Here is a 17,098-nt window from a genome sequence, read left to right as displayed (position 1 = left end):
CTGTAATAACTAACAGACGGAGGGTCGTTTTGTGCCAGAACAGTGTCTTTTCGACCCACTGACAAGCCTGCCAAGTATTTGGCCGCGTACAGGTACAAATAAATGTTGCGCGTGTTGTCTGCTGGCAAGGCCGGCAAACTAACGATCATGGAGGAGGGTGCGGATTACCGATAAGTAATCCGCAAAAAGATTAGTGCGGCATCGACCACGATTGCAGCGTGTAACCTTCCTGGCTCAGCTCTTTACGGGCTTCTTCCAGAACATGTTCCAATTGTGCCGGGTCGGTATAGGCACTGCTTGGGATCTGCTTGCGAATGCAGGTGTTGGTGCGGTCGATGACGGTCAGGCTGAGTTCGCCGTTGCCGTCTTGTGGGGCCCAGGCCACGCATTGAAATGGCTTGAACGCGCGGTCGGCAATCAAAAGAGCTTCGTTGATACGGAGCGGGGCGGTCATGGGGTCTTCTCTCTGTATGCCCAATCAAGTGATGTGCCGTCGGTTGGGCTTACCGTTCGGCTGGTTACTTGTACTGATGCCCGCAACCGGTGGGTGGGTCACATACAATTAAAAGAATTTTCAACTTTCTTTCATCGGTTCAAGGTTTCGACGGCTTTTGAAAGCTGGGCGAAAGGTTCGAGTCGTTAGGTAACTAATAAAGTTGCTTCTTATAACTGCTTGCGCGCACTTCCTATAGTCAATCGATACAAGACAGTGTCAAATTCTTGCTAGTGTTACAGCCAGATCCGCCAAATGATTGTTTTTAATAAAATTTCATAAAATTTGGCGTCAAGGAACAGTCATGATCGAAGCGCCTGCGTTACGACGTCTGTTAGTAGTGGACCCTTGCGACGACTGTCATCGCCTGCTGCCAGGTCTGCGCTCTGTAGGTTGGGACGTTGATAGCTGTACGCTGGAAAATGCCGCTGACCGAACCTGCGACGTCGGCCTGTTGCGGCTCCAGCCTTTTCATCTGGAGCACCCCGATGCGGTCAAGGAACTGATCAGCCGCAGCGGCACCGAATGGATCGCTGTGCTCAACCAGGAAGTCCTGCGGCTGCAAAACGTCGGGGACTTCGTCTGCGAATGGTTTTTCGATTTCCACACCTTGCCGTTCGATGTCTCCCGGGTTCAGGTGACGCTGGGGCGGGCGTTCGGTATGGCGCGCTTGCGTGGTCAAGGCACGGTTCACATCGATCAGCCCGAACACGAGCTGCTCGGTGACAGCAAACCGATTCGCGAACTGCGCAAACTGCTGAGCAAACTGGCGCCAACCGAATCTCCGGTGTTGATTCGCGGCGAGAGCGGGACCGGTAAAGAACTGGTCGCCCGCACCCTCCATCGGCAATCCCAGCGCCACAGCAAACCCTTTGTCGCGATCAATTGCGGCGCAATTCCCGAACACCTGATCCAGTCCGAATTGTTCGGCCACGAGAAAGGTGCCTTTACCGGCGCCCATCAGCGCAAGGTCGGGCGGATCGAAGCGGCCAATGGCGGCACTCTGTTTCTCGACGAGATCGGTGACTTGCCGCTGGAGCTACAAGCCAACCTGCTGCGTTTTCTCCAGGAAAAACACATCGAACGCGTGGGCGGGAGCCAGCCGATTCCGGTCGATGTGCGGGTGTTGGCGGCGACCCACGTCGACCTTGAAGCGGCCATCGAGAAGAAACGCTTCCGCGAGGATTTGTATTACCGCCTCAACGTGCTGCAAGTGGTCACTGCACCGCTGCGTGAGCGGCATGGCGACCTGTCGATGCTGGCCAACCATTTCTCCCATTTCTACAGTCATGAAACCGGCCGCCGTCCGCGCAGTTTCAGCGAGGACGCACTGATCGCCATGGGCAAGCACGACTGGCCGGGCAACGTGCGGGAGCTGGCCAACCGTGTACGTCGCGGGCTGGTTCTGGCGGAAGGGCGGCAGATCGAGGCGCGAGACCTCGGGCTGATCAGTCAACATACAATCGCCGCGCCGATGGGCACCCTCGAAGACTACAAGACCCGCGCCGAACGGCAGGCGTTGTGCGATGTATTGAACCGCCACAGCGACAACCTGAGTGTCGCCGCCCGAGTGCTGGGCGTGTCGCGGCCAACCTTCTACCGACTGCTGCACAAGCACCAGATCCGTTAGGGCGGGGCGAAACGAAAAGGCCCGCTGCGATGAACCTCGCAGCGGGCCTTTTTCATTCAGGTGTAGCGGTTAGAAGTAGTACGGGAATTTCAGGCTGAAGGAAAAGTCTGGCGCGTCGTCGGTCAGGCCGATGGCCAGGTTGGGGACGATCGTCAGGTTGTCGGTGGCTGCCATGGTCATGCCGATGTTGAAGTTGGCCGCGTTGTAATCGCTGTTGGAAATTGATTGCCAATCGCCGCCGTCGGGCTTGATCTTGCTCTTGCGGGCGAACTGGTCGGTGAACGAGAACGACATACTCATCTTCTCGTTCAAGGCGAATGCAATGCCGGCGCCGACTTGCCAGGAATCGCCCAGTTTCACGTCCCCTTTCACCTTGGAGCCGACCTGAGGGCTGATGTCGCTGAAAGAGTCCTCCATGTTGTAGGTGTAGGCCAGGGTGCCGAACAGCACGGCCGGGTCGAAGGTCTTGACCAGCGAGATACCCGGGGTGATCGACCAGACACCATTGCCGGTAGGCAAGTCCTCGGGGACCGCGAGGTTGTCGTTGTTCGGGTCTTCGACCAGTTTGATGCCGTAAGGGTCCTTGCCGGTCGGTGCCTTGACGCGCAGTGTAAAGACCGCGTCTGGCAGACTGACCGACTCATCCAGAAACTTGTAAGCAACGCCAACGTTCACATCGCCGATGGTCGGGTCGCGGGTGACGGTTGCGTCCGACGTCACGGGGCCAGCGCCACCGGCGCCACCGGAGGAATACGTCGATTCGCGATACACCACGGGGACGTTAATGTCGAACTGCCAGCGTTGCGCCACGTTGTAGCGGGCGGTCAGGTCCAGTGTCCAGTTGTCGGCCTTGATGCGGTCGAGGTTGATGTTGCCGAGGAAAATCGAGTCCAGTGCCAGAAAACCATTGAGCGTCAGCGCGCGTGTATCGAAGTGCGTGTAGGTGAGGCCGGTTTCGACACTGAACTTGCCGCCGCCGAAGAACCCGCTGGCTTCGTCATACAGGTTGGACACGCTTTGCGCAGGCTCGGCATCTTCTTTGAGCGATTGGCCGTATGAACTGCCCGTGGTGCCCGGCGCACCGGCGGCCACCGTCTGGCCACCCCTGGTCGGCTCGGCAGGGGATTTGGTCAGGCGTTTGGGGGCCGGTGTCGCAGGTGCTTCTTCTACTTGGCGAACGCGCTGTTCAAGTACCATCAGCGCGTTCTGTTGTGCTTCGTAACGCTGTTTCAACTCCATGAGTTCTTGTTTTAATGCTTCGACCTGGGGGTCCGGTGCTGCGTACAGCAATGTGGCCGGGGCCAGGCTACTCAAACAAACGATAGCTCTGAGCGTTATAGATCGGTGCATGGGTTAGCCGTCCCTTCTGACTGCATCTAATGAGACTGAGCGTAGATCAGAATCCTAGAGTGCGAACTCCTTTGAGTTGGTCCAGGTTGCCGTTCATTGAGCCGGTTGATGGCAGGTTGTCGCGCAGTACAACGTTGATCGACATCATGTTTCTGACCTGGTTACCACCGCCAAGCAGGGTCGCGTTTTGCATCAGCCCGCCTTGGGCAAGGCGCTGCACGGTGTTGCCCTGGTTGTTGTTGGCGATGATGTTGAGCTGCACGCCCGTGCCGGTGGCGGAAATACTCATCGCGCCGGCACCGTTGGTGTGGTTCAGGGTTGAGCCCGAGGCCAACGCTTGCCCCTGGTTGTCCATCTGTGGTGCCTGGCTACCTCTGCTGACGTTGAGATCAACGTTGTTGTAAGCGCTGTTGTTGTCGCCGGCAGCGCGCACAACCTGAGTGACGCCCTGGGTAGTGCTCAAACCGTTACCGCCGCTGACGGTCCCGGTGCCCTGAGAAACCGCCGAGCCATCGCCATTCCGATCGATCATCGACACATAGAACTGTGGCTTGATGGTCGTTTGTTGAATTTGCATCGAGGAGGTTGCCCCGATCACCTGACCGTTGGCATTTTGCCAGGTGCTGGTCATGACAATCCCGAAACTGATGACGCGCCCCGGCATGACATAGCGGCCTCGCAGGTTCGCCAGTTCCTGATCGCTCAGTTCAATAGGTTTGAACGTCTGTGCCTGGGTTGGCAGGCTGGCGGCCAGGCAAGCCACGGCCAGCCAGATTGGAGTCTTCATTAGATGCTCCCGGAGCGTCATGCTCCCTTGTTATTAGAAGAAGTCGCTTCGGATAAATCCGAAGTCCAACAACTCTGCGTCTTGCACCGGGCTGAAGGTGTCGAGGCGGTTCTTGGCGGTCAGTGGCACGGGAGGGTCGAGCAGCGCGTTGGTTTTGTCGTAGCCCTGGCCAATGACAGCAAAGATGATGCCGTTCCAGCCTTTGACAAAGTCGTCGACTTGGTAGCGTTTATGACCGAGTACCGGATCTCCGATGTATACCCAGCCCTTGTGGACTTTTTGCAGGACCACAAAATGTTTGTAGCCACGGATATCCATGAGGACCACGACCGGAATTCTGATGTCGTTCAGCGTTTCCGGCGCCACCCGGTAGCCACGGGCCCGCATGCCGATACTTTCCACGTAACGCTTCATGTCGAGCATGGAGAAGCCCTGAACGCGGACAAGGTCTTGATCGGCGTATGCCAGCATGCCTTCGATGATCTGTTCTTCGTTCACGTCCAGCCAATAGGCCTGGCGCAATATGGTCGCCAGCGCAGCTGCGCCGCAACTGAAGTCGGTTTTCTGTTGCACCAGGTCGGCAAATTTACGCTCGCGTATGCTCTGGATCGGCTTGTACACCACCGCGCCGCCCGGCAGGACGGAAAGCGGCATTTGTGCAGCCTCGATCACACTGGACACACAAAGCAAAAGTACCAAGGCGATAATGCGCATGGTGGGACGCCCTCTGGTTGTGTTGAAAAAGGCCCCCGTGAGGGGGCCTCCAGAGACAGCCATCAGAACGATTGGTTGGAAATGGCCAACGAGTTGCTTTGTTGGTTACCCACACCGGCAGCCACGTTGACGCCGAGGTTGCCACTGCCGCCATTCACCGAACCGCTAAGGGTTGCAGTGTTGGTGACAGGGTTAGCCCAGCCATTTGGGGTCAGGATTTGATAGGAAACAGTGTTGCTCAATTCCCATGCATTGCTTTCGCTGTAGCCCTTCTCTTCGTGTTTGGTAGAAGCGGACGATTTCTCGCCTGATTTCTCGAACGAAGAGTCAAACGATTTTGAGAACGAAGAATCGAACTTCTTCTCGAACGAAGAGTCGGTCGATTTTGAGTGCTCTGTATCGATAGATGCTTTAAGCGATGCGTCAACCGATAGGTCGACAGACTTGCTGCGAGTGCGATCGCCATAGCCGTTATTATGAGTAACGGTTTTGGTAACATTCGCATCTGCGGTCAACATAGCTTCCACAGCAGCATGGCTGGTGGAGCTCTTGTCGGTGCTTTTTGATCCGATTGCTTCAAAGTGCTTGGTGCCACTGACGTCAAAACTGCTAGCACCTTTCTTGGTCCAGTTGCTGGACGCGCTCTTATCAATGTTCAGCTCGGAGTTATGACTGAAAGAGGAATTACCGCTTTTGGTTGTGGTTAGCGTCACCGTCGTCAGGGCGAAGTTCCGATCGGCGTTGTTATTCACTACCAGACCAGGACCATTCTGATCGGCGGAGGCGGTGGCTGTTGCGTTACCCAGCGGCGAATTGGAGTTGGCAATCGCCATGGTGTTTTTCTGTTGGTTCAGGTCGCCACCGGCAATGTTGATCCCCATATTGCCGTTGCCACCATTGCCCGATCCGCTCATCACGGCAGAGGCTGTGGTGTTGTAGTTGTCGACCTTGTTGTGGTTGCTGTACTGCTTGACGCTGGCAGTGGCAGTGGCAACCCCGAACACGAAGGAGTTATCCAGAGCGGAAGTGGCGCCAGCGTTCGCGATGGCGGCAGCGTTGTCTTGTTGGTTGCCGTCGCCTGCCGCCACGTTGATACCGACGTTGCCGTCGGCGCCTGTGGCAGAGTCGGTCATCTCTGCCTTGTTAATAGTCCCTTCGTTACGGATGCGATTGTTGGTGCTGCTTTGTTTGTCGTAGGCATTGGCAGTCGCGTAAACAGGGATCTTCATTGGAGGAGGATTGTGGTGACCGTTGTTATGATGGCCATTGTGGTGGTCATCGTGACGCCGATCGTTTTGCCCAGCTTGTACAGCAACAGCCATGACCGCAGCAATTGCGAAAACCAGAGGCTTGAGTGCCGTCGAAGGTTTCATGGTGATTCTCCGTACTTATTTTAGGTTAAGTGTTGTTCCTAACTGTTTGGGTCAATCCGCGACCCGTACGTTCAGGGTGTTGGCCATTCGGTTTCCCACCCCGGCGCTCTGATTCAACTGAATCACCCCGCGGCTACCGGTGAATGCCTGGTCACTGGTAGAGACCTGGCGATAGCCTGGTGCAGAGTCAGTCGGATCGGAGTTTTTGATCAGCGCCACGTTCTGTTGCATGAGGACGCTGTCGTCGATACTTTGCGGTTGATTGCTGATGCTTATCCGCAGGGCATTGGCTTGCTGAGTGCTGGCACCGGCGCTCTGGTTGACACCCAGTACGCCGTAGCCGCGGCTGAAGGAGTCGCCCTGAATGCTGGCTCGAGCATCCATCCTGGGGTCGACTTCGGTATGCAATCGTTGGCGAATCTGTGTGGTCGCGCTGGCGCCATGGCCCATGGCGATGGCCCGGGCATTAGCCTGTTGCTGCTGATCGCCGGCAGCCTGGTTGACCGCGAAGTTACCTTGGTACTGCGCGCCCGAATTACTGATGTCGGCATTATTGATAACGGGGGGTTGAGCAAAGCTCGATGCGCTGCAAAACATGCTGATAATCAGCAGCTTACGATTCATCTCAACGGCCTCCCGTAATGACGTTCAGACCGCTCAGGCCTCGCTGGACGCTTGAATTGACCAGGTTGGAAATACCGTTGCCCGAACCTCCCGAGCGTCCGGCGGGAAGGTTGGAAAGCTGATTCTGGGTGGTGATGTTGCCGCCCAGGTTTGTGTTGCCTAACGTGACGAGGCGGGTGATCCCGGCACCACTGGCGACGTTGGCAAAGTCGCCGTCGTTCAACTCGTTCGTTTGCCTGAGGATTTGTTGGCTCGGGTTGGCATTTGCGGTCGTGGGGTTAGGATCGGGAACCACCGGCGCTTGCACGGCGTTTCGTGTCTGGACATCACGCTTGATAATGATGATGCCGTCGTCAGCCTGGACACTTGAGCCCAATGCGCATCCGATCAGGAGGAGGCAGGTAAAGCCTTTATTGAAAGTATTGAAAGTCCCCACAGTGGCAATTCCTTCTTTTTGTGGGCTGGCCCTTGTCAGCGATGTGAAGGAGAGAGCGAATGCTGTGCCGTTTTTTGAATTTTGTTTTAATTCAACGGGTTAAAAATTTTGTCCGGGAGGCCGATGTCGGTGCTGTTTCACGTCTGAGACGGGCGCGGGCGCTTTTGTCCAACAAAAGCGGTTGCAGTGCTCTAGATCAATGCTTTGCGCCGAGGTGTATTGGGGGCTTAACAGCTGACGGGCGAAGAGGGTGCAGACCGCTGAAACGGCCTGTTTGGGGTGGGGTGGGTGTAACAGGTATGGACACTTTTGCCCCCAAAACAGGGGAATTACTGGGTGAAAACCCCTAAAAACGGGTCAGGGGTTCAGCAGCAGGGTGACGGCTTGCAGTGCCTGAAATCGCCGTTCCGCCCAGTTTCCCTGCAGAATTTGAAAAGGCTGTTGATGGGTTTCAAGCCATGTCAGGGTTGCGTCGAAAAATGCCCGGCGCTCGCTCAAATCGGGTTGGCAGCGTTGGCCATCATCCTTCCAGTCGACCTGTTCGGGAGACAGCAACAGATGCAAGTCGTACTGGCGAGCCAGCAGCGCCTGCTCGATCCACGCGGGGCAATCGCCAAACAGGGTCTGGCTCCAGAGGATGTTACTCAGCAGGTGGGTGTCGAGAATCAGCAACGATGGCTGCCGGGCGCGGGCCTCGTCTTCCCATTGCAATTGCCCGCGGGCGATCTCCGGAATGTCGGCCAGGCAGGTATCACGCGGGTTTTGTTCGATGAACCAGCGGACATATTCGTCGACCAGCATCCCGCCGAAATGCGCTTGCAACTCGGCCGCGAGCCAGCTCTTGCCGCTGGATTCAGGGCCGGTGAGTACCAGGACTTTCATGTGCGCAATGCCGGGTCAGTGCGCCATTCCCGCCAGCCTTGAACCGCGATCACGGCAAACAACGCATAGAGCCCGGCGGTCAGGTACATGCCCTTGTAGACGAAGAGCCCGACGAAAATCACATCCAGGGTGATCCACAGTGGCCAGCATTGAACGCGCTTTTGCGCCATCCAGACCTGCGCCACCAGGCTGAACCCCGTCAGTGCCGCATCGAGCCAGGGCTGCGCGGCATCGGTCCAGTGCGCCATGGCCGCGCCGAGCAACAGACTGCCGAGGGCACCGATGGCCAGACCTGTCGCGATCGATTTGCCCTTGAGTTGGCTAACCTGCCGCCCTTGCCGCGCAACCCCCGCGCGGGTCCACTGCCACCAGCCATAGAGTTGCAACGCGGCGTAGATCACCTGCAACAGCATGTCCGAATACAGCTTCACTTCAAAAAAGACCCAACTGTACAGCGACACCATGACCAGACCGATCGGCCAGCACCAGGGGTTCTGTTTGACCGTCAACCAGACGGCAATGACACCGAGGGCGGCGGCAAACAGTTCAAGCCCGGACATGGAGGTTCCTTGGAGCAGACGAAGAGGGGAGCGAATTGTACCCGGATTGCAACGGATGAGGCTGTGCTGGCGAGGGAGAAAGCACTCGTTGACCTGTAGGAGCCCGGCTTGCCGGCGATGGCGATTTCATGGGCGCTATCGCCAGCAAGCTGGCTCCTACGGATCGCAAGGGTGTCGGGGATTGTGGGTTCACCCTAAACCTGTAGGAGCCGGCTTGCCGGCGATGGCGATTTCATGGGCGCTATCGCCTACAAGCCAGGCGCCTACACGCGGAATTGTTTGAGCAACCCGTTCAATTGCTCACTCAGTTCCTTGAGGTGGACGCTGGCCACGCTCGACTGTTCCGCCGCCAGCGCCGTGCTGTGGGACAAACCGGCTGCCTGGGTCACGTTCTGGTTGATGTCTTCGACCACATGGGCCTGTTGCAGGGTGGCGCTGGCAATGGAAGCGTTCAACCCGTTGAGGTTGCGCAGTGCCTGGCCAATGGCATTCAGGCTTGCACCGGCGAGGCCGGCCTGTTCGATGGTCAGTTGCGAGGCGCGGCTGCTGTCGCCGATGACCTTGACCGCCGCTTCGGAATGGCTTTGCAGGCGTTCGATCATTGCCTGGATCTCGGCGGTGGACTTCTGCGTGCGCTGGGCCAGCAGGCGCACCTCATCGGCCACGACGGCAAACCCGCGACCTTGCTCACCGGCACGGGCGGCTTCGATGGCCGCGTTAAGGGCCAGCAGGTTGGTTTGCTCGGCGATTGAGCGGATCACTTCCAGCACGCTGCCGATCTGAGTGCTTTCGGCGGCGAGGGTACGGATGACCTCCACGGCCTGATCAATCGTTGAAGACAGCTTGTCGATTTGTTGCAGGCTGCTGTCGATGTTGACCTGGCCTTGCTGCGCCTGAGACTCGGCATCGCGCATCTCGCTGGCGGCGTGCTCGGCGTTCTTCGCCACGTCCTGCACGCCATAGGTCACTTCATTGATGGCCGTGGCCACCAGTTCCATCTGCTGCGATTGCTGCTGGCTGCGTTGCTGGGCCTGGACGGCGTCGTTGCCCAGTTCGCTGGACGACTGGCCCAGGGCGCTGGCGGACACCTGCAATTCGCTGATCACCAGTCTTAGCTTGGCGGTGAACGCATTGAAGTGGTGTGCCAACTGCGTGACTTCGTCCTGACCGTGGGTGTCGAGGCTGCGAGTCAGATCGCTCTCGCCGCTGGCAATGTTGGCCATGGCGTTCACGGTGTCCTGCAGCGGACGGACGATGCTGCGGGCAATCAGGATCACCAGCAGCGCCATGAAGGCGGCGATCACCAACCCGACCACTGTCGCTTTCCAGACCTGGCCCATGAACTCGGCTTGCATGTCATCTATATACACGCCCGAGCCGATCACCCAGCCCCACGGTTCGAAGAGTTTGACGTAGGAGGTTTTTGCGACCGGCTCGCTGGCGCCCGGTTTCGGCCAGCGATAGTCGATCGGGCCGGCGCCCTTGGCCTTGGCGAGGGCAACCATTTCATTGAACACCGCAAACCCGTCCGGGTCGCGGATCGCCGAGAGGTTCTGGCCATCGAGTTTGGGGTTGGCCGGGTGCATGATCATCACCGGCGTCAGGTCGTTGATCCAGAAGTAGTCGTTCTGGTCATAGCGCAGGCCGCGAACGGCGGTCAGCGCCTGTTTCTGCGCAGCTTCGCGGGTCAGCGTGCCGGCGGTTTCGAGCCCGTGGTAATAGGTCAGAATGCCGCTGGCCGTCTGCACGACGTGCTGGGTTTTCTGCGCCTTGGCGTGATACAGGTCCTCGTGAATCTGCTTGAGCATCAACACGCCCAACGTCAAAAGCATCATGACGGCCACGATCAAAATCAACCACAAACGCCGGCTGATCGACATATTGCGCAAGCTGTTCATAACGCTGTCACTCCTGTTTCTTTTTCTTGTAATAAACGACCGCCAGCATCCAACCACATTTTGCCGATCGGGCATATCCGACCCAAGTCCAATAACGTGGCAGCGTTATTCAGCCTTGTCTGATAGGATTTCGGCCCCGCACGGAAAAACCTGAATCCAAGTTGATTTTTCACGGAATTTTTACGGTTTCGTCTGGATTCTGTGCGCGTCTGGCTGCAGCTGCGCTGATCGCAGTCAATGTTTTGAAAAATATTAACGGGGCATGCCGTGGCGCATCGCTTCTTGGGGGATTGATGGATCTTTGGACCGCCTTTCAGGCATTGATACTTGGCGTTATAGAAGGGCTGACGGAGTTTTTGCCCATTTCCAGTACCGGACACCAGATCATCGTGGCCGACTTGCTCAATTTCGGTGGTGAACGGGCCATTGCCTTCAACATCATTATTCAACTGGGTGCGATTCTGGCGGTGGTGTGGGAGTTTCGTCGCAAGATTCTCGATGTGGTGACCGGTTTGCCAACGCAGCCCGGCGCCCGACGCTTTACCGCCAACCTGTTGATTGCCTTCATGCCGGCCGTGGTGTTGGGGGTGATTTTTTCCGACTTGATTCACCACTACCTGTTCAACCCGATTACGGTCGCGTCGGCGTTGGTGGTGGGCGGGATCATCATGTTGTGGGCTGAAAAGCGTCAGCATGAAGTGCATGCTGAAACGGTCGATGAAATCACCTGGCAAGATGCGCTTAAAGTCGGTTTCGCCCAGTGCCTGGCAATGATTCCCGGTACATCGCGTTCCGGCTCGACCATCATTGGCGGGTTGCTGTTTGGCCTGTCGCGCAAGACCGCTACCGAGTTCTCCTTCTTCCTGGCAATGCCGACCATGGTCGCTGCGGCGGTGTACTCGGGCTACAAATACCGCGACCTGTTCGTCCCGGCCGATTTCCCGGTGTTCGCCATCGGCTTTGTCACTGCGTTCATTTTCGCAATGATTGCCGTACGGGGCTTGCTCAAGTTCATCGCCAGCCACAGCTACGCGGTGTTCGCCTGGTACCGTATTGCATTTGGCCTGGTCATTCTCGCCACCTGGCAGTTTGGCTGGGTTGACTGGACAGCGGTCAAGCCATGAATGACACCCGCGCACGCAACAATCCCGGGCGCCAGTCCGGGGGCGGAATCCAGAACCCACGGCTGAAACTGCTGGTGTTCGCGATGGTGTGTGCGCTGCCGTTGTTCGGCTCGATGTCGTTCTGGCTGCGAGGGGTTTCGCTGATTCCCCTGGCGGCCTATGGCATCGTCAGCGTGCTGGCGTTCTTCCTTTATTGGAGCGACAAGCGCAAGGCCCGGACCGACCGCTGGCGCACGCCGGAAAACGTGTTGCATGCGGTGGAACTCGCCGGCGGCTGGCCGGGCGCGTTGCTGGCCCAGCAGGTGTTTCGGCACAAGACCCGCAAAGTGTCGTTTCAGTTGCTGTTCTGGGTGATCGTGCTGCTGCATCAGGTGTTCTGGATCGATCAACTGTTCCTGGGCGCTAATCTGGCGCTGCTTTAAAGCAGCAGCCCGACCTGCGTGCGTTTGGGCAGTTTGCTCACCACCAGTTGATGGGAGCGTTGCAGCAGCCCTTGCAGTTCTTCGCTGCCCAGCGGGTAGGGCGTTTGCATGATGATCCACTGGGCCCGGGCCAGATACGGCGCCGGATGAATGCCCGGACGGTCGCAATGCCCCAGAAACAAGTCCTTGTCGACCTTGAACGCCAAAGAGTCGCCCCGCAGGTTCTGCAGGGCGAACATCTTGTTCCCGGCAATCGAAAACACCCGCACGCCACCCCACTTGTAATCTTCCCGCGCCCCCGGCAGCGCGAGACAGAATTGCGCGACATCCTCTTCGCTCATACGCCCAGCCTTCATATCAGTCGGTCCCCACAGGCATTGAATGATTCGATCAAATGGTCGAGCCAGGCGCGAACGGCCGGCATCACTCCGCGCCGATGAGGGTAGACCGCTTGCAGCCAGCCGCCAGGCAAAGACCAGTCGGGCAGTAACTGCACCAGCGCGCCGCTTTCCAGTTCCTGCTCGCAATACATCATCGGCAGCATGGTAAAACCCTGTCCGGCGAGGGTGCAGGCCCTGCGCACGATAAAGTCATCGATGCCCAGTCGCGCTTCGAGCGCGAGTTCATGACTTTTACCCTGTTGGTCGAGCATGCGGATGTGCACCATGCGGTCCGCTTCCAGAGCGCCGAGCACCGGCAAGCCCTTGAGGTCTTCGGGATGATTGATTGCTCGTCCATGAAGAAAACCCGGACTGGCCACCATCAGCATCTGTGCCTGACGCAGGCGCCGGGTCACCAGCAGCGGGTCTTCATCACCCGGTTCGCGAACTCGCAACGCGACGTCGACGCCCTCGGTCACTAGATCGACCCGGCGGTTTACCAGCATGACCTCCAGCTGGACATGAGGGTATTTCTCGAGGAATTTGCTGATCACCGTTGGCAACATTTCGTGAGCCAGCCCGACGGGTGCGGACACCCGCAAGCGTCCGCGCGGTTCGCTGGACATGCTGGCCACGGCCTCATCGGCCATCTCGGCTTCCAGCAACATGGCCTGACAGTGGCGCAAATAGCGCTCGCCCACAGCGGTTAACTTAAGCTGCCGGGTGGTGCGTTGCAGCAGGCGCGCACCCAGGCGTTCTTCCAGTTCGGCGATGCGGCGCGACAATCGTGATTTGGGAATCCCCAGCAAACGCCCGGCTGCCGCGAAACCGCCAGCTTCGACCACTTTGGCGAAGTAGTAGAGGTCATTGAGGTCTTGCATGGTGTTAACTCGATTGTTCTATCAGTGAGACGAACTATCGCATTGTTGCAGTCTAATCAGCTATTGGTTTCGTCTGTAGGATTGTCTCCATCAGATCGCCTCGTGGCGGTCCTCACCTGGAGATCCCATATGAAACTGCTGCATATCGATTCGAGCATTCTTGGTGACAACTCGGCTTCCCGTCAGCTGAGCCGCGAAGTCGTCAGCGCCTGGCAAGCTGCCGAGCCGACCGCCGTCGTGACCTACCGCGACCTGGCCAGCGATGCCATCAGCCACTTCTCCGCCACGACCCTGGTCGCCGCCGGCACCTCCGCTGAACTGCGCAACGCCGCCCAGCAGCACGAAGCCGAACTGAGCGCCTCGACACTGGCCGAATTCCTCGCCGCCGATGCCGTCGTCATCGCAGCACCGATGTACAACTTCACCATCCCGACCCAACTCAAGGCCTGGATCGACCGCATCGCCGTTGCCGGCCAGACTTTCCGCTACACCGAAGCCGGCCCTGAAGGCCTGTGCGGTGGCAAGAAAGTCGTGATCGTGTCGACTGCCGGCGGTTTGCATGCTGGTCAGGCGAGTGGCGTTGCGCACGAAGAGTATTTGAAGTTGCTGTTCGGTTTCCTCGGCATCACCGACATTGAATTCGTCCGTGCCGAAGGCCTGGCGTACGGTGATGAAGTGCGCACCAAAGCCATGAGCGCTGCTCGCACTCAGATCAGCGAGCAACTGTTCGCCGCCGCGTAAGGCTTGCGTAAAGTTGTAAATCAGCTCGGGCAACACCCCAAAAAACTCTGTATTCTGATCCCGCAAGGTCAGATACGGAGTTTTTTGTTTCTGATCATTGCGTAATCTTTCATGTTGTGGCCCAGGTTATGCAGTCGAGGGTTTAACGTCCCCGTTCTGTAACGACCTTGGTGGCCGCAATTGCTGGTACAAGGCCGCTTCCTCGGTAATCGATGGAGAACGGGCTTCCCGGTCAAGTAACAAAGGTGGGGCATCCCATGGTGCGTCTTTGGGCAACGTTACTGATTTGCCTGCTCAGCAGCCTGAATTCAGTGCACGCCGCGCCTGCGCCACATCCTCACTGGAGCGTCGGTTTCCATGAGATGAGTTTTCTCGACCCACTGGACCTGCAACCGATGCGCGCCATCGCGTTCTATCCCTCCAGCGACCGTGAACACTCCAGTAAACTCGAGGGCTACACGGTCGAAGCGGGCGAAGACACCCGCGTCGCCATTGGCCGCTTCCCGATGCTGATGCTGTCCCACGGCAACACCGGAACCCCGATGGCCCTGCACGACCTCGCCACATCGCTGGCACGCAAGGGTTTTGTGGTGGTGGCGGTGATCCATCCCGGCGACAACTCCAAAGACCACAGCCGCCTCGGTACCTTGAGCAACCTGTATGGGCGGCCGATCCAGATTTCCGAAGCCATTACCGCGACACTGGGCGACCGTATGCTCGCGCCGTTCGTCAATGCCGATCAGGTGGGGGTGATCGGTTATTCGGCCGGCGGGGAGACGGCGCTGATTCTGTCGGGGGCGACGCCGGATCTGGATCGTCTGCGTCGCTATTGCCAGGAACGTCCGGACGACCACGATGCCTGCAACACCCAGGGCGAACTGATTGTCGACCGTGATGACCTGCAACCGGTGGCGGATCCACGGGTGCACGCGCTGCTGCTGATGGCGCCGTTGAGCCTGAAATTCGGCCGTCATACCCTGGCCGACGTGCATGTGCCGGTGCTGTTATATAGCGGTGACGGCGACAAACTGGTGGCCTTCGACAAAAACGCCGCCGCGCTGGCGCGCAAACTGCCGACCGCACCGGACTTCAAGCTACTGGCGGGGGCAGGGCACTTCGTGTTCATGGCACCGTGCAACGAAGAACAGATCAAGGCGATGCCGGCGCTGTGCACCGATGCCGACGGTGTCGATCGCGAGGACATCCATCGCAACATGATCTCCGAAGCAGGGCGCTTCTTCTCCCACGCACTGGGCAAACCGACCCGCGCCGGCATGCAAACCGCCGATCAATAGGACCCACACACCACTGTAGGAGCCGGCTTGCCGGCGATGGCGCCCATGAAATCGCCATCGCCAGCAAGCCGGGCTCCTACAGGTCTTGTGGTGCACCCACAAACCCAGTCATCCCCAAATCCGTAGGAGCCGGCTTGCCGGCGATGGCGCCCATGAAATCGCCATCGCCAGCAAGGTTTGTGTTGATCAGGCTGTAGCGCGGCGTTTCAGTAGCAGGGTCAGGGCCAGGCCGGTGATCGACAACATTGCCGCGCTGAAGAAAATCCACGAGTACCCCATGTTCAACGCCACCGCGCCCATCAGCGGTCCGGCAATCGCCAGCGCCAGATCGAAAAACACTGCGTAAGCACTCAAACCTGCGCCGCGACTGGAGTTGGGCACCTGTTTAATGGCTTCTACCCCCAACGCCGGGTACACCAGCGACAGGCCAAACCCGGCCAGACCCGCGCCAATCAGGGCGAAACCGGTCGACGGCGCGAGCCACAGCAGCACCAGGCCCGCTGTTTCAATGCTCATGCAGACAATCGCCGAGGTGAATCCACCAAAACGACTGATGCTGGAAATGAACAGCAGTCGCGCGAGAATGAAGCAGACGCCGAACACCGTCAGGCAGTACGCGGCGCCGGTCCAGCCACGGTTGACGTAATACAGGGTAATAAAGGTGGTCAACGTGCCGTAGCCGATCGACGCCAGGCTCAAACTCGCGCCGAACGGTGCAATGCGCCCGAACACCGCCCAGAACGGCAGGCGTTCACCGCGAACCACTGGCACCGAAGGTTTATTGCGGATCAGCAGCAGCGCCAACGCAGCCAACAATGACAGCGCGATGCCCAGGCTGGCAAAACCATACGCGGCCACCATCACGACGCCCAATGGCGCACCGATCGCGATGGCGCCGTAGGACGCGATGCCATTCCACGAGATCGAGCGCGCGGTGTGTTCCGCGCCGACCTGGCCCATGCACCAACTGATGGTGCCGACGCCGATCAAGCCCTGCGCGATGCCCAGCAACAAACGGCCGGCGATCAGAATCATCAGGCTCGTCAGCGGAAAGCTTTGCAACAGCGTCGACAGCAACGTCAGCGCGCCGCTCAAGACAATCCCCACCAACCCGTAAACAATCGATCGTTTCGTGCCGATGCTGTCCGACATGCGCCCGGCCATCGGGCGGCTGAGCAGGGTGGCGAGGTATTGCGAACCGATGGTCAGCCCTGCGACGACGGCGCTGAACCCGAGCTGTTCGTGGACATAACCTGGCAACACCGCAATCGGCAGGCCGATGCAGAGGAAGGCAATAAAGGTATAGAAAACGATGGAGACGATCTGCAGGGTGATCGCCATGGAGCTTTGCGGTGGCAGTTGCTGCGCAGACATGAGGGCTCGTTCGCGGGCGGCGGTGGGAGAGGTCCATCATGGCGCGGGTGTGGAATAAAAGAAAGCAGGCTAACTATATCGGTGGTGTTTTTAAGGGCCTCTTCGCGAGCAGGCTCGCTCCCACATTGGAATGC

At 58.4% G+C, this 17,098-nt stretch carries 18 protein-coding genes; 5 read left to right on the top strand and 13 right to left on the bottom strand.

What is annotated here, in order from left to right; genetic code table 11:
- Positions 1–190 precede the first annotated feature (190 nt).
- A complete protein-coding gene (locus KGA97_RS00870; protein WP_008040259.1) occupies positions 191–454 on the bottom strand; it encodes a hypothetical protein in 264 nt (87 codons plus the stop codon).
- Positions 455–797: 343 nt separating this feature from the next.
- Between KGA97_RS00870 and KGA97_RS00865 the strand changes: the two genes are divergently transcribed.
- Positions 798–2,123 carry a sigma-54 dependent transcriptional regulator gene (locus KGA97_RS00865; RefSeq protein WP_008040261.1) on the top strand — a complete coding sequence of 442 codons (1,326 nt, stop codon included), beginning with the start codon at positions 798–800 and terminating at the stop codon, positions 2,121–2,123.
- 69 nt (positions 2,124–2,192) lie between these two features.
- Here the strand turns inward: KGA97_RS00865 and KGA97_RS00860 are convergent, their stop codons facing one another.
- From KGA97_RS00860 to KGA97_RS00820, 9 genes are all read right to left on the bottom strand, one after another.
- Positions 2,193–3,473, bottom strand: coding sequence for a transporter (locus tag KGA97_RS00860; RefSeq protein ID WP_008040263.1), 1,281 nt, complete (start codon positions 3,471–3,473; stop codon positions 2,193–2,195).
- Between the two features lie 46 nt (positions 3,474–3,519).
- On the bottom strand, positions 3,520–4,260 hold the full coding sequence (locus KGA97_RS00855; RefSeq protein ID WP_008040265.1) for a hypothetical protein: 741 nt from the start codon (positions 4,258–4,260) through the stop codon (positions 3,520–3,522).
- A gap of 33 nt (positions 4,261–4,293) precedes the next feature.
- A complete protein-coding gene (locus KGA97_RS00850; RefSeq protein ID WP_008040267.1) occupies positions 4,294–4,974 on the bottom strand; it encodes a C39 family peptidase in 681 nt (226 codons plus the stop codon).
- 62 nt (positions 4,975–5,036) lie between these two features.
- Positions 5,037–6,347 carry a hypothetical protein gene (locus tag KGA97_RS00845; RefSeq protein ID WP_008040269.1) on the bottom strand — a complete coding sequence of 437 codons (1,311 nt, stop codon included), beginning with the start codon at positions 6,345–6,347 and terminating at the stop codon, positions 5,037–5,039.
- Between the two features lie 51 nt (positions 6,348–6,398).
- A complete protein-coding gene (locus tag KGA97_RS00840; protein ID WP_008040271.1) occupies positions 6,399–6,971 on the bottom strand; it encodes a hypothetical protein in 573 nt (190 codons plus the stop codon).
- Between the two features lies 1 nt (position 6,972).
- A complete protein-coding gene (locus KGA97_RS00835) occupies positions 6,973–7,407 on the bottom strand; it encodes a hypothetical protein (RefSeq protein ID WP_223480051.1) in 435 nt (144 codons plus the stop codon).
- A gap of 357 nt (positions 7,408–7,764) precedes the next feature.
- On the bottom strand, positions 7,765–8,289 hold the full coding sequence (locus tag KGA97_RS00830) for an AAA family ATPase (RefSeq protein WP_008040281.1): 525 nt from the start codon (positions 8,287–8,289) through the stop codon (positions 7,765–7,767).
- Positions 8,286–8,849 carry a nicotinamide riboside transporter PnuC gene (pnuC, locus tag KGA97_RS00825; protein WP_192416287.1) on the bottom strand — a complete coding sequence of 188 codons (564 nt, stop codon included), beginning with the start codon at positions 8,847–8,849 and terminating at the stop codon, positions 8,286–8,288. Before pnuC ends, KGA97_RS00830 begins: the two co-directional genes overlap by 4 nt.
- A 263-nt stretch (positions 8,850–9,112) precedes the next feature.
- Positions 9,113–10,747: a methyl-accepting chemotaxis protein gene (locus KGA97_RS00820; RefSeq protein ID WP_008043778.1), complete on the bottom strand. Its 1,635-nt coding sequence runs from the start codon at positions 10,745–10,747 to the stop codon at positions 9,113–9,115.
- 293 nt (positions 10,748–11,040) lie between these two features.
- Here KGA97_RS00820 and KGA97_RS00815 point away from each other — a divergent pair, with 293 nt between their 5' ends.
- Entirely contained in the window at positions 11,041–11,871 is an 831-nt protein-coding gene (locus KGA97_RS00815) for an undecaprenyl-diphosphate phosphatase (RefSeq protein ID WP_008043777.1), read from the top strand.
- On the top strand, positions 11,868–12,293 hold the full coding sequence (locus KGA97_RS00810; protein WP_008029882.1) for a DUF1294 domain-containing protein: 426 nt from the start codon (positions 11,868–11,870) through the stop codon (positions 12,291–12,293). The genes KGA97_RS00815 and KGA97_RS00810 overlap by 4 nt, the downstream gene beginning before the upstream one ends.
- Here the strand turns inward: KGA97_RS00810 and KGA97_RS00805 are convergent.
- Positions 12,290–12,649 carry an MmcQ/YjbR family DNA-binding protein gene (locus KGA97_RS00805; RefSeq protein WP_008043775.1) on the bottom strand — a complete coding sequence of 120 codons (360 nt, stop codon included), beginning with the start codon at positions 12,647–12,649 and terminating at the stop codon, positions 12,290–12,292. The two genes, KGA97_RS00810 and KGA97_RS00805, sit on opposite strands and share 4 nt — an antisense overlap.
- Entirely contained in the window at positions 12,646–13,554 is a 909-nt protein-coding gene (locus tag KGA97_RS00800; protein ID WP_008029879.1) for a LysR substrate-binding domain-containing protein, read from the bottom strand. The genes KGA97_RS00805 and KGA97_RS00800 overlap by 4 nt, the downstream gene beginning before the upstream one ends.
- 129 nt (positions 13,555–13,683) lie before the next feature.
- On the opposite strand from KGA97_RS00800, the gene KGA97_RS00795 reads away from it, so the two are divergent.
- Positions 13,684–14,295, top strand: a complete 612-nt coding sequence (locus KGA97_RS00795; protein ID WP_008043774.1) for an FMN-dependent NADH-azoreductase — start codon at positions 13,684–13,686, stop codon at positions 14,293–14,295.
- A gap of 257 nt (positions 14,296–14,552) precedes the next feature.
- Positions 14,553–15,590 carry an alpha/beta hydrolase family protein gene (locus KGA97_RS00790; RefSeq protein ID WP_192227111.1) on the top strand — a complete coding sequence of 346 codons (1,038 nt, stop codon included), beginning with the start codon at positions 14,553–14,555 and terminating at the stop codon, positions 15,588–15,590.
- Between the two features lie 186 nt (positions 15,591–15,776).
- Here the strand turns inward: KGA97_RS00790 and KGA97_RS00785 are convergent, their stop codons facing one another.
- Positions 15,777–16,964 (bottom strand): MFS transporter, encoded by a 1,188-nt coding sequence (locus KGA97_RS00785; RefSeq protein WP_223480050.1) that lies wholly within the window; start codon positions 16,962–16,964, stop codon positions 15,777–15,779.
- Positions 16,965–17,098: the final 134 nt, after the last annotated feature.

The organism is Pseudomonas sp. BF-B-15, from assembly GCF_019946675.1.
Classification (GTDB): Bacteria; Pseudomonadota; Gammaproteobacteria; order Pseudomonadales; family Pseudomonadaceae; genus Aquipseudomonas; species Aquipseudomonas migulae.
This window is presented reverse-complemented; position numbering and strand designations above follow the sequence as displayed.

Coding starts and splice junctions, on each gene's coding strand:
- KGA97_RS00785 (WP_223480050.1), bottom strand. CDS start 16,964: ATGTCTGCGCAGCAACTGCCACCGCAAAGCTCCATGGCGATCACCCTG.
- KGA97_RS00800 (WP_008029879.1), bottom strand. CDS start 13,554: ATGCAAGACCTCAATGACCTCTACTACTTCGCCAAAGTGGTCGAAGCT.
- KGA97_RS00815 (WP_008043777.1), top strand. CDS start 11,041: ATGGATCTTTGGACCGCCTTTCAGGCATTGATACTTGGCGTTATAGAA.
- KGA97_RS00840 (WP_008040271.1), bottom strand. CDS start 6,971: ATGAATCGTAAGCTGCTGATTATCAGCATGTTTTGCAGCGCATCGAGC.
- KGA97_RS00850 (WP_008040267.1), bottom strand. CDS start 4,974: ATGCGCATTATCGCCTTGGTACTTTTGCTTTGTGTGTCCAGTGTGATC.
- KGA97_RS00790 (WP_192227111.1), top strand. CDS start 14,553: ATGGTGCGTCTTTGGGCAACGTTACTGATTTGCCTGCTCAGCAGCCTG.
- KGA97_RS00855 (WP_008040265.1), bottom strand. CDS start 4,260: ATGAAGACTCCAATCTGGCTGGCCGTGGCTTGCCTGGCCGCCAGCCTG.
- KGA97_RS00860 (WP_008040263.1), bottom strand. CDS start 3,473: ATGCACCGATCTATAACGCTCAGAGCTATCGTTTGTTTGAGTAGCCTG.
- KGA97_RS00865 (WP_008040261.1), top strand. CDS start 798: ATGATCGAAGCGCCTGCGTTACGACGTCTGTTAGTAGTGGACCCTTGC.
- KGA97_RS00870 (WP_008040259.1), bottom strand. CDS start 454: ATGACCGCCCCGCTCCGTATCAACGAAGCTCTTTTGATTGCCGACCGC.
- KGA97_RS00810 (WP_008029882.1), top strand. CDS start 11,868: ATGAATGACACCCGCGCACGCAACAATCCCGGGCGCCAGTCCGGGGGC.
- KGA97_RS00820 (WP_008043778.1), bottom strand. CDS start 10,747: ATGAACAGCTTGCGCAATATGTCGATCAGCCGGCGTTTGTGGTTGATT.
- pnuC (WP_192416287.1), bottom strand. CDS start 8,849: ATGTCCGGGCTTGAACTGTTTGCCGCCGCCCTCGGTGTCATTGCCGTC.
- KGA97_RS00795 (WP_008043774.1), top strand. CDS start 13,684: ATGAAACTGCTGCATATCGATTCGAGCATTCTTGGTGACAACTCGGCT.
- KGA97_RS00805 (WP_008043775.1), bottom strand. CDS start 12,649: ATGAAGGCTGGGCGTATGAGCGAAGAGGATGTCGCGCAATTCTGTCTC.
- KGA97_RS00845 (WP_008040269.1), bottom strand. CDS start 6,347: ATGAAACCTTCGACGGCACTCAAGCCTCTGGTTTTCGCAATTGCTGCG.
- KGA97_RS00830 (WP_008040281.1), bottom strand. CDS start 8,289: ATGAAAGTCCTGGTACTCACCGGCCCTGAATCCAGCGGCAAGAGCTGG.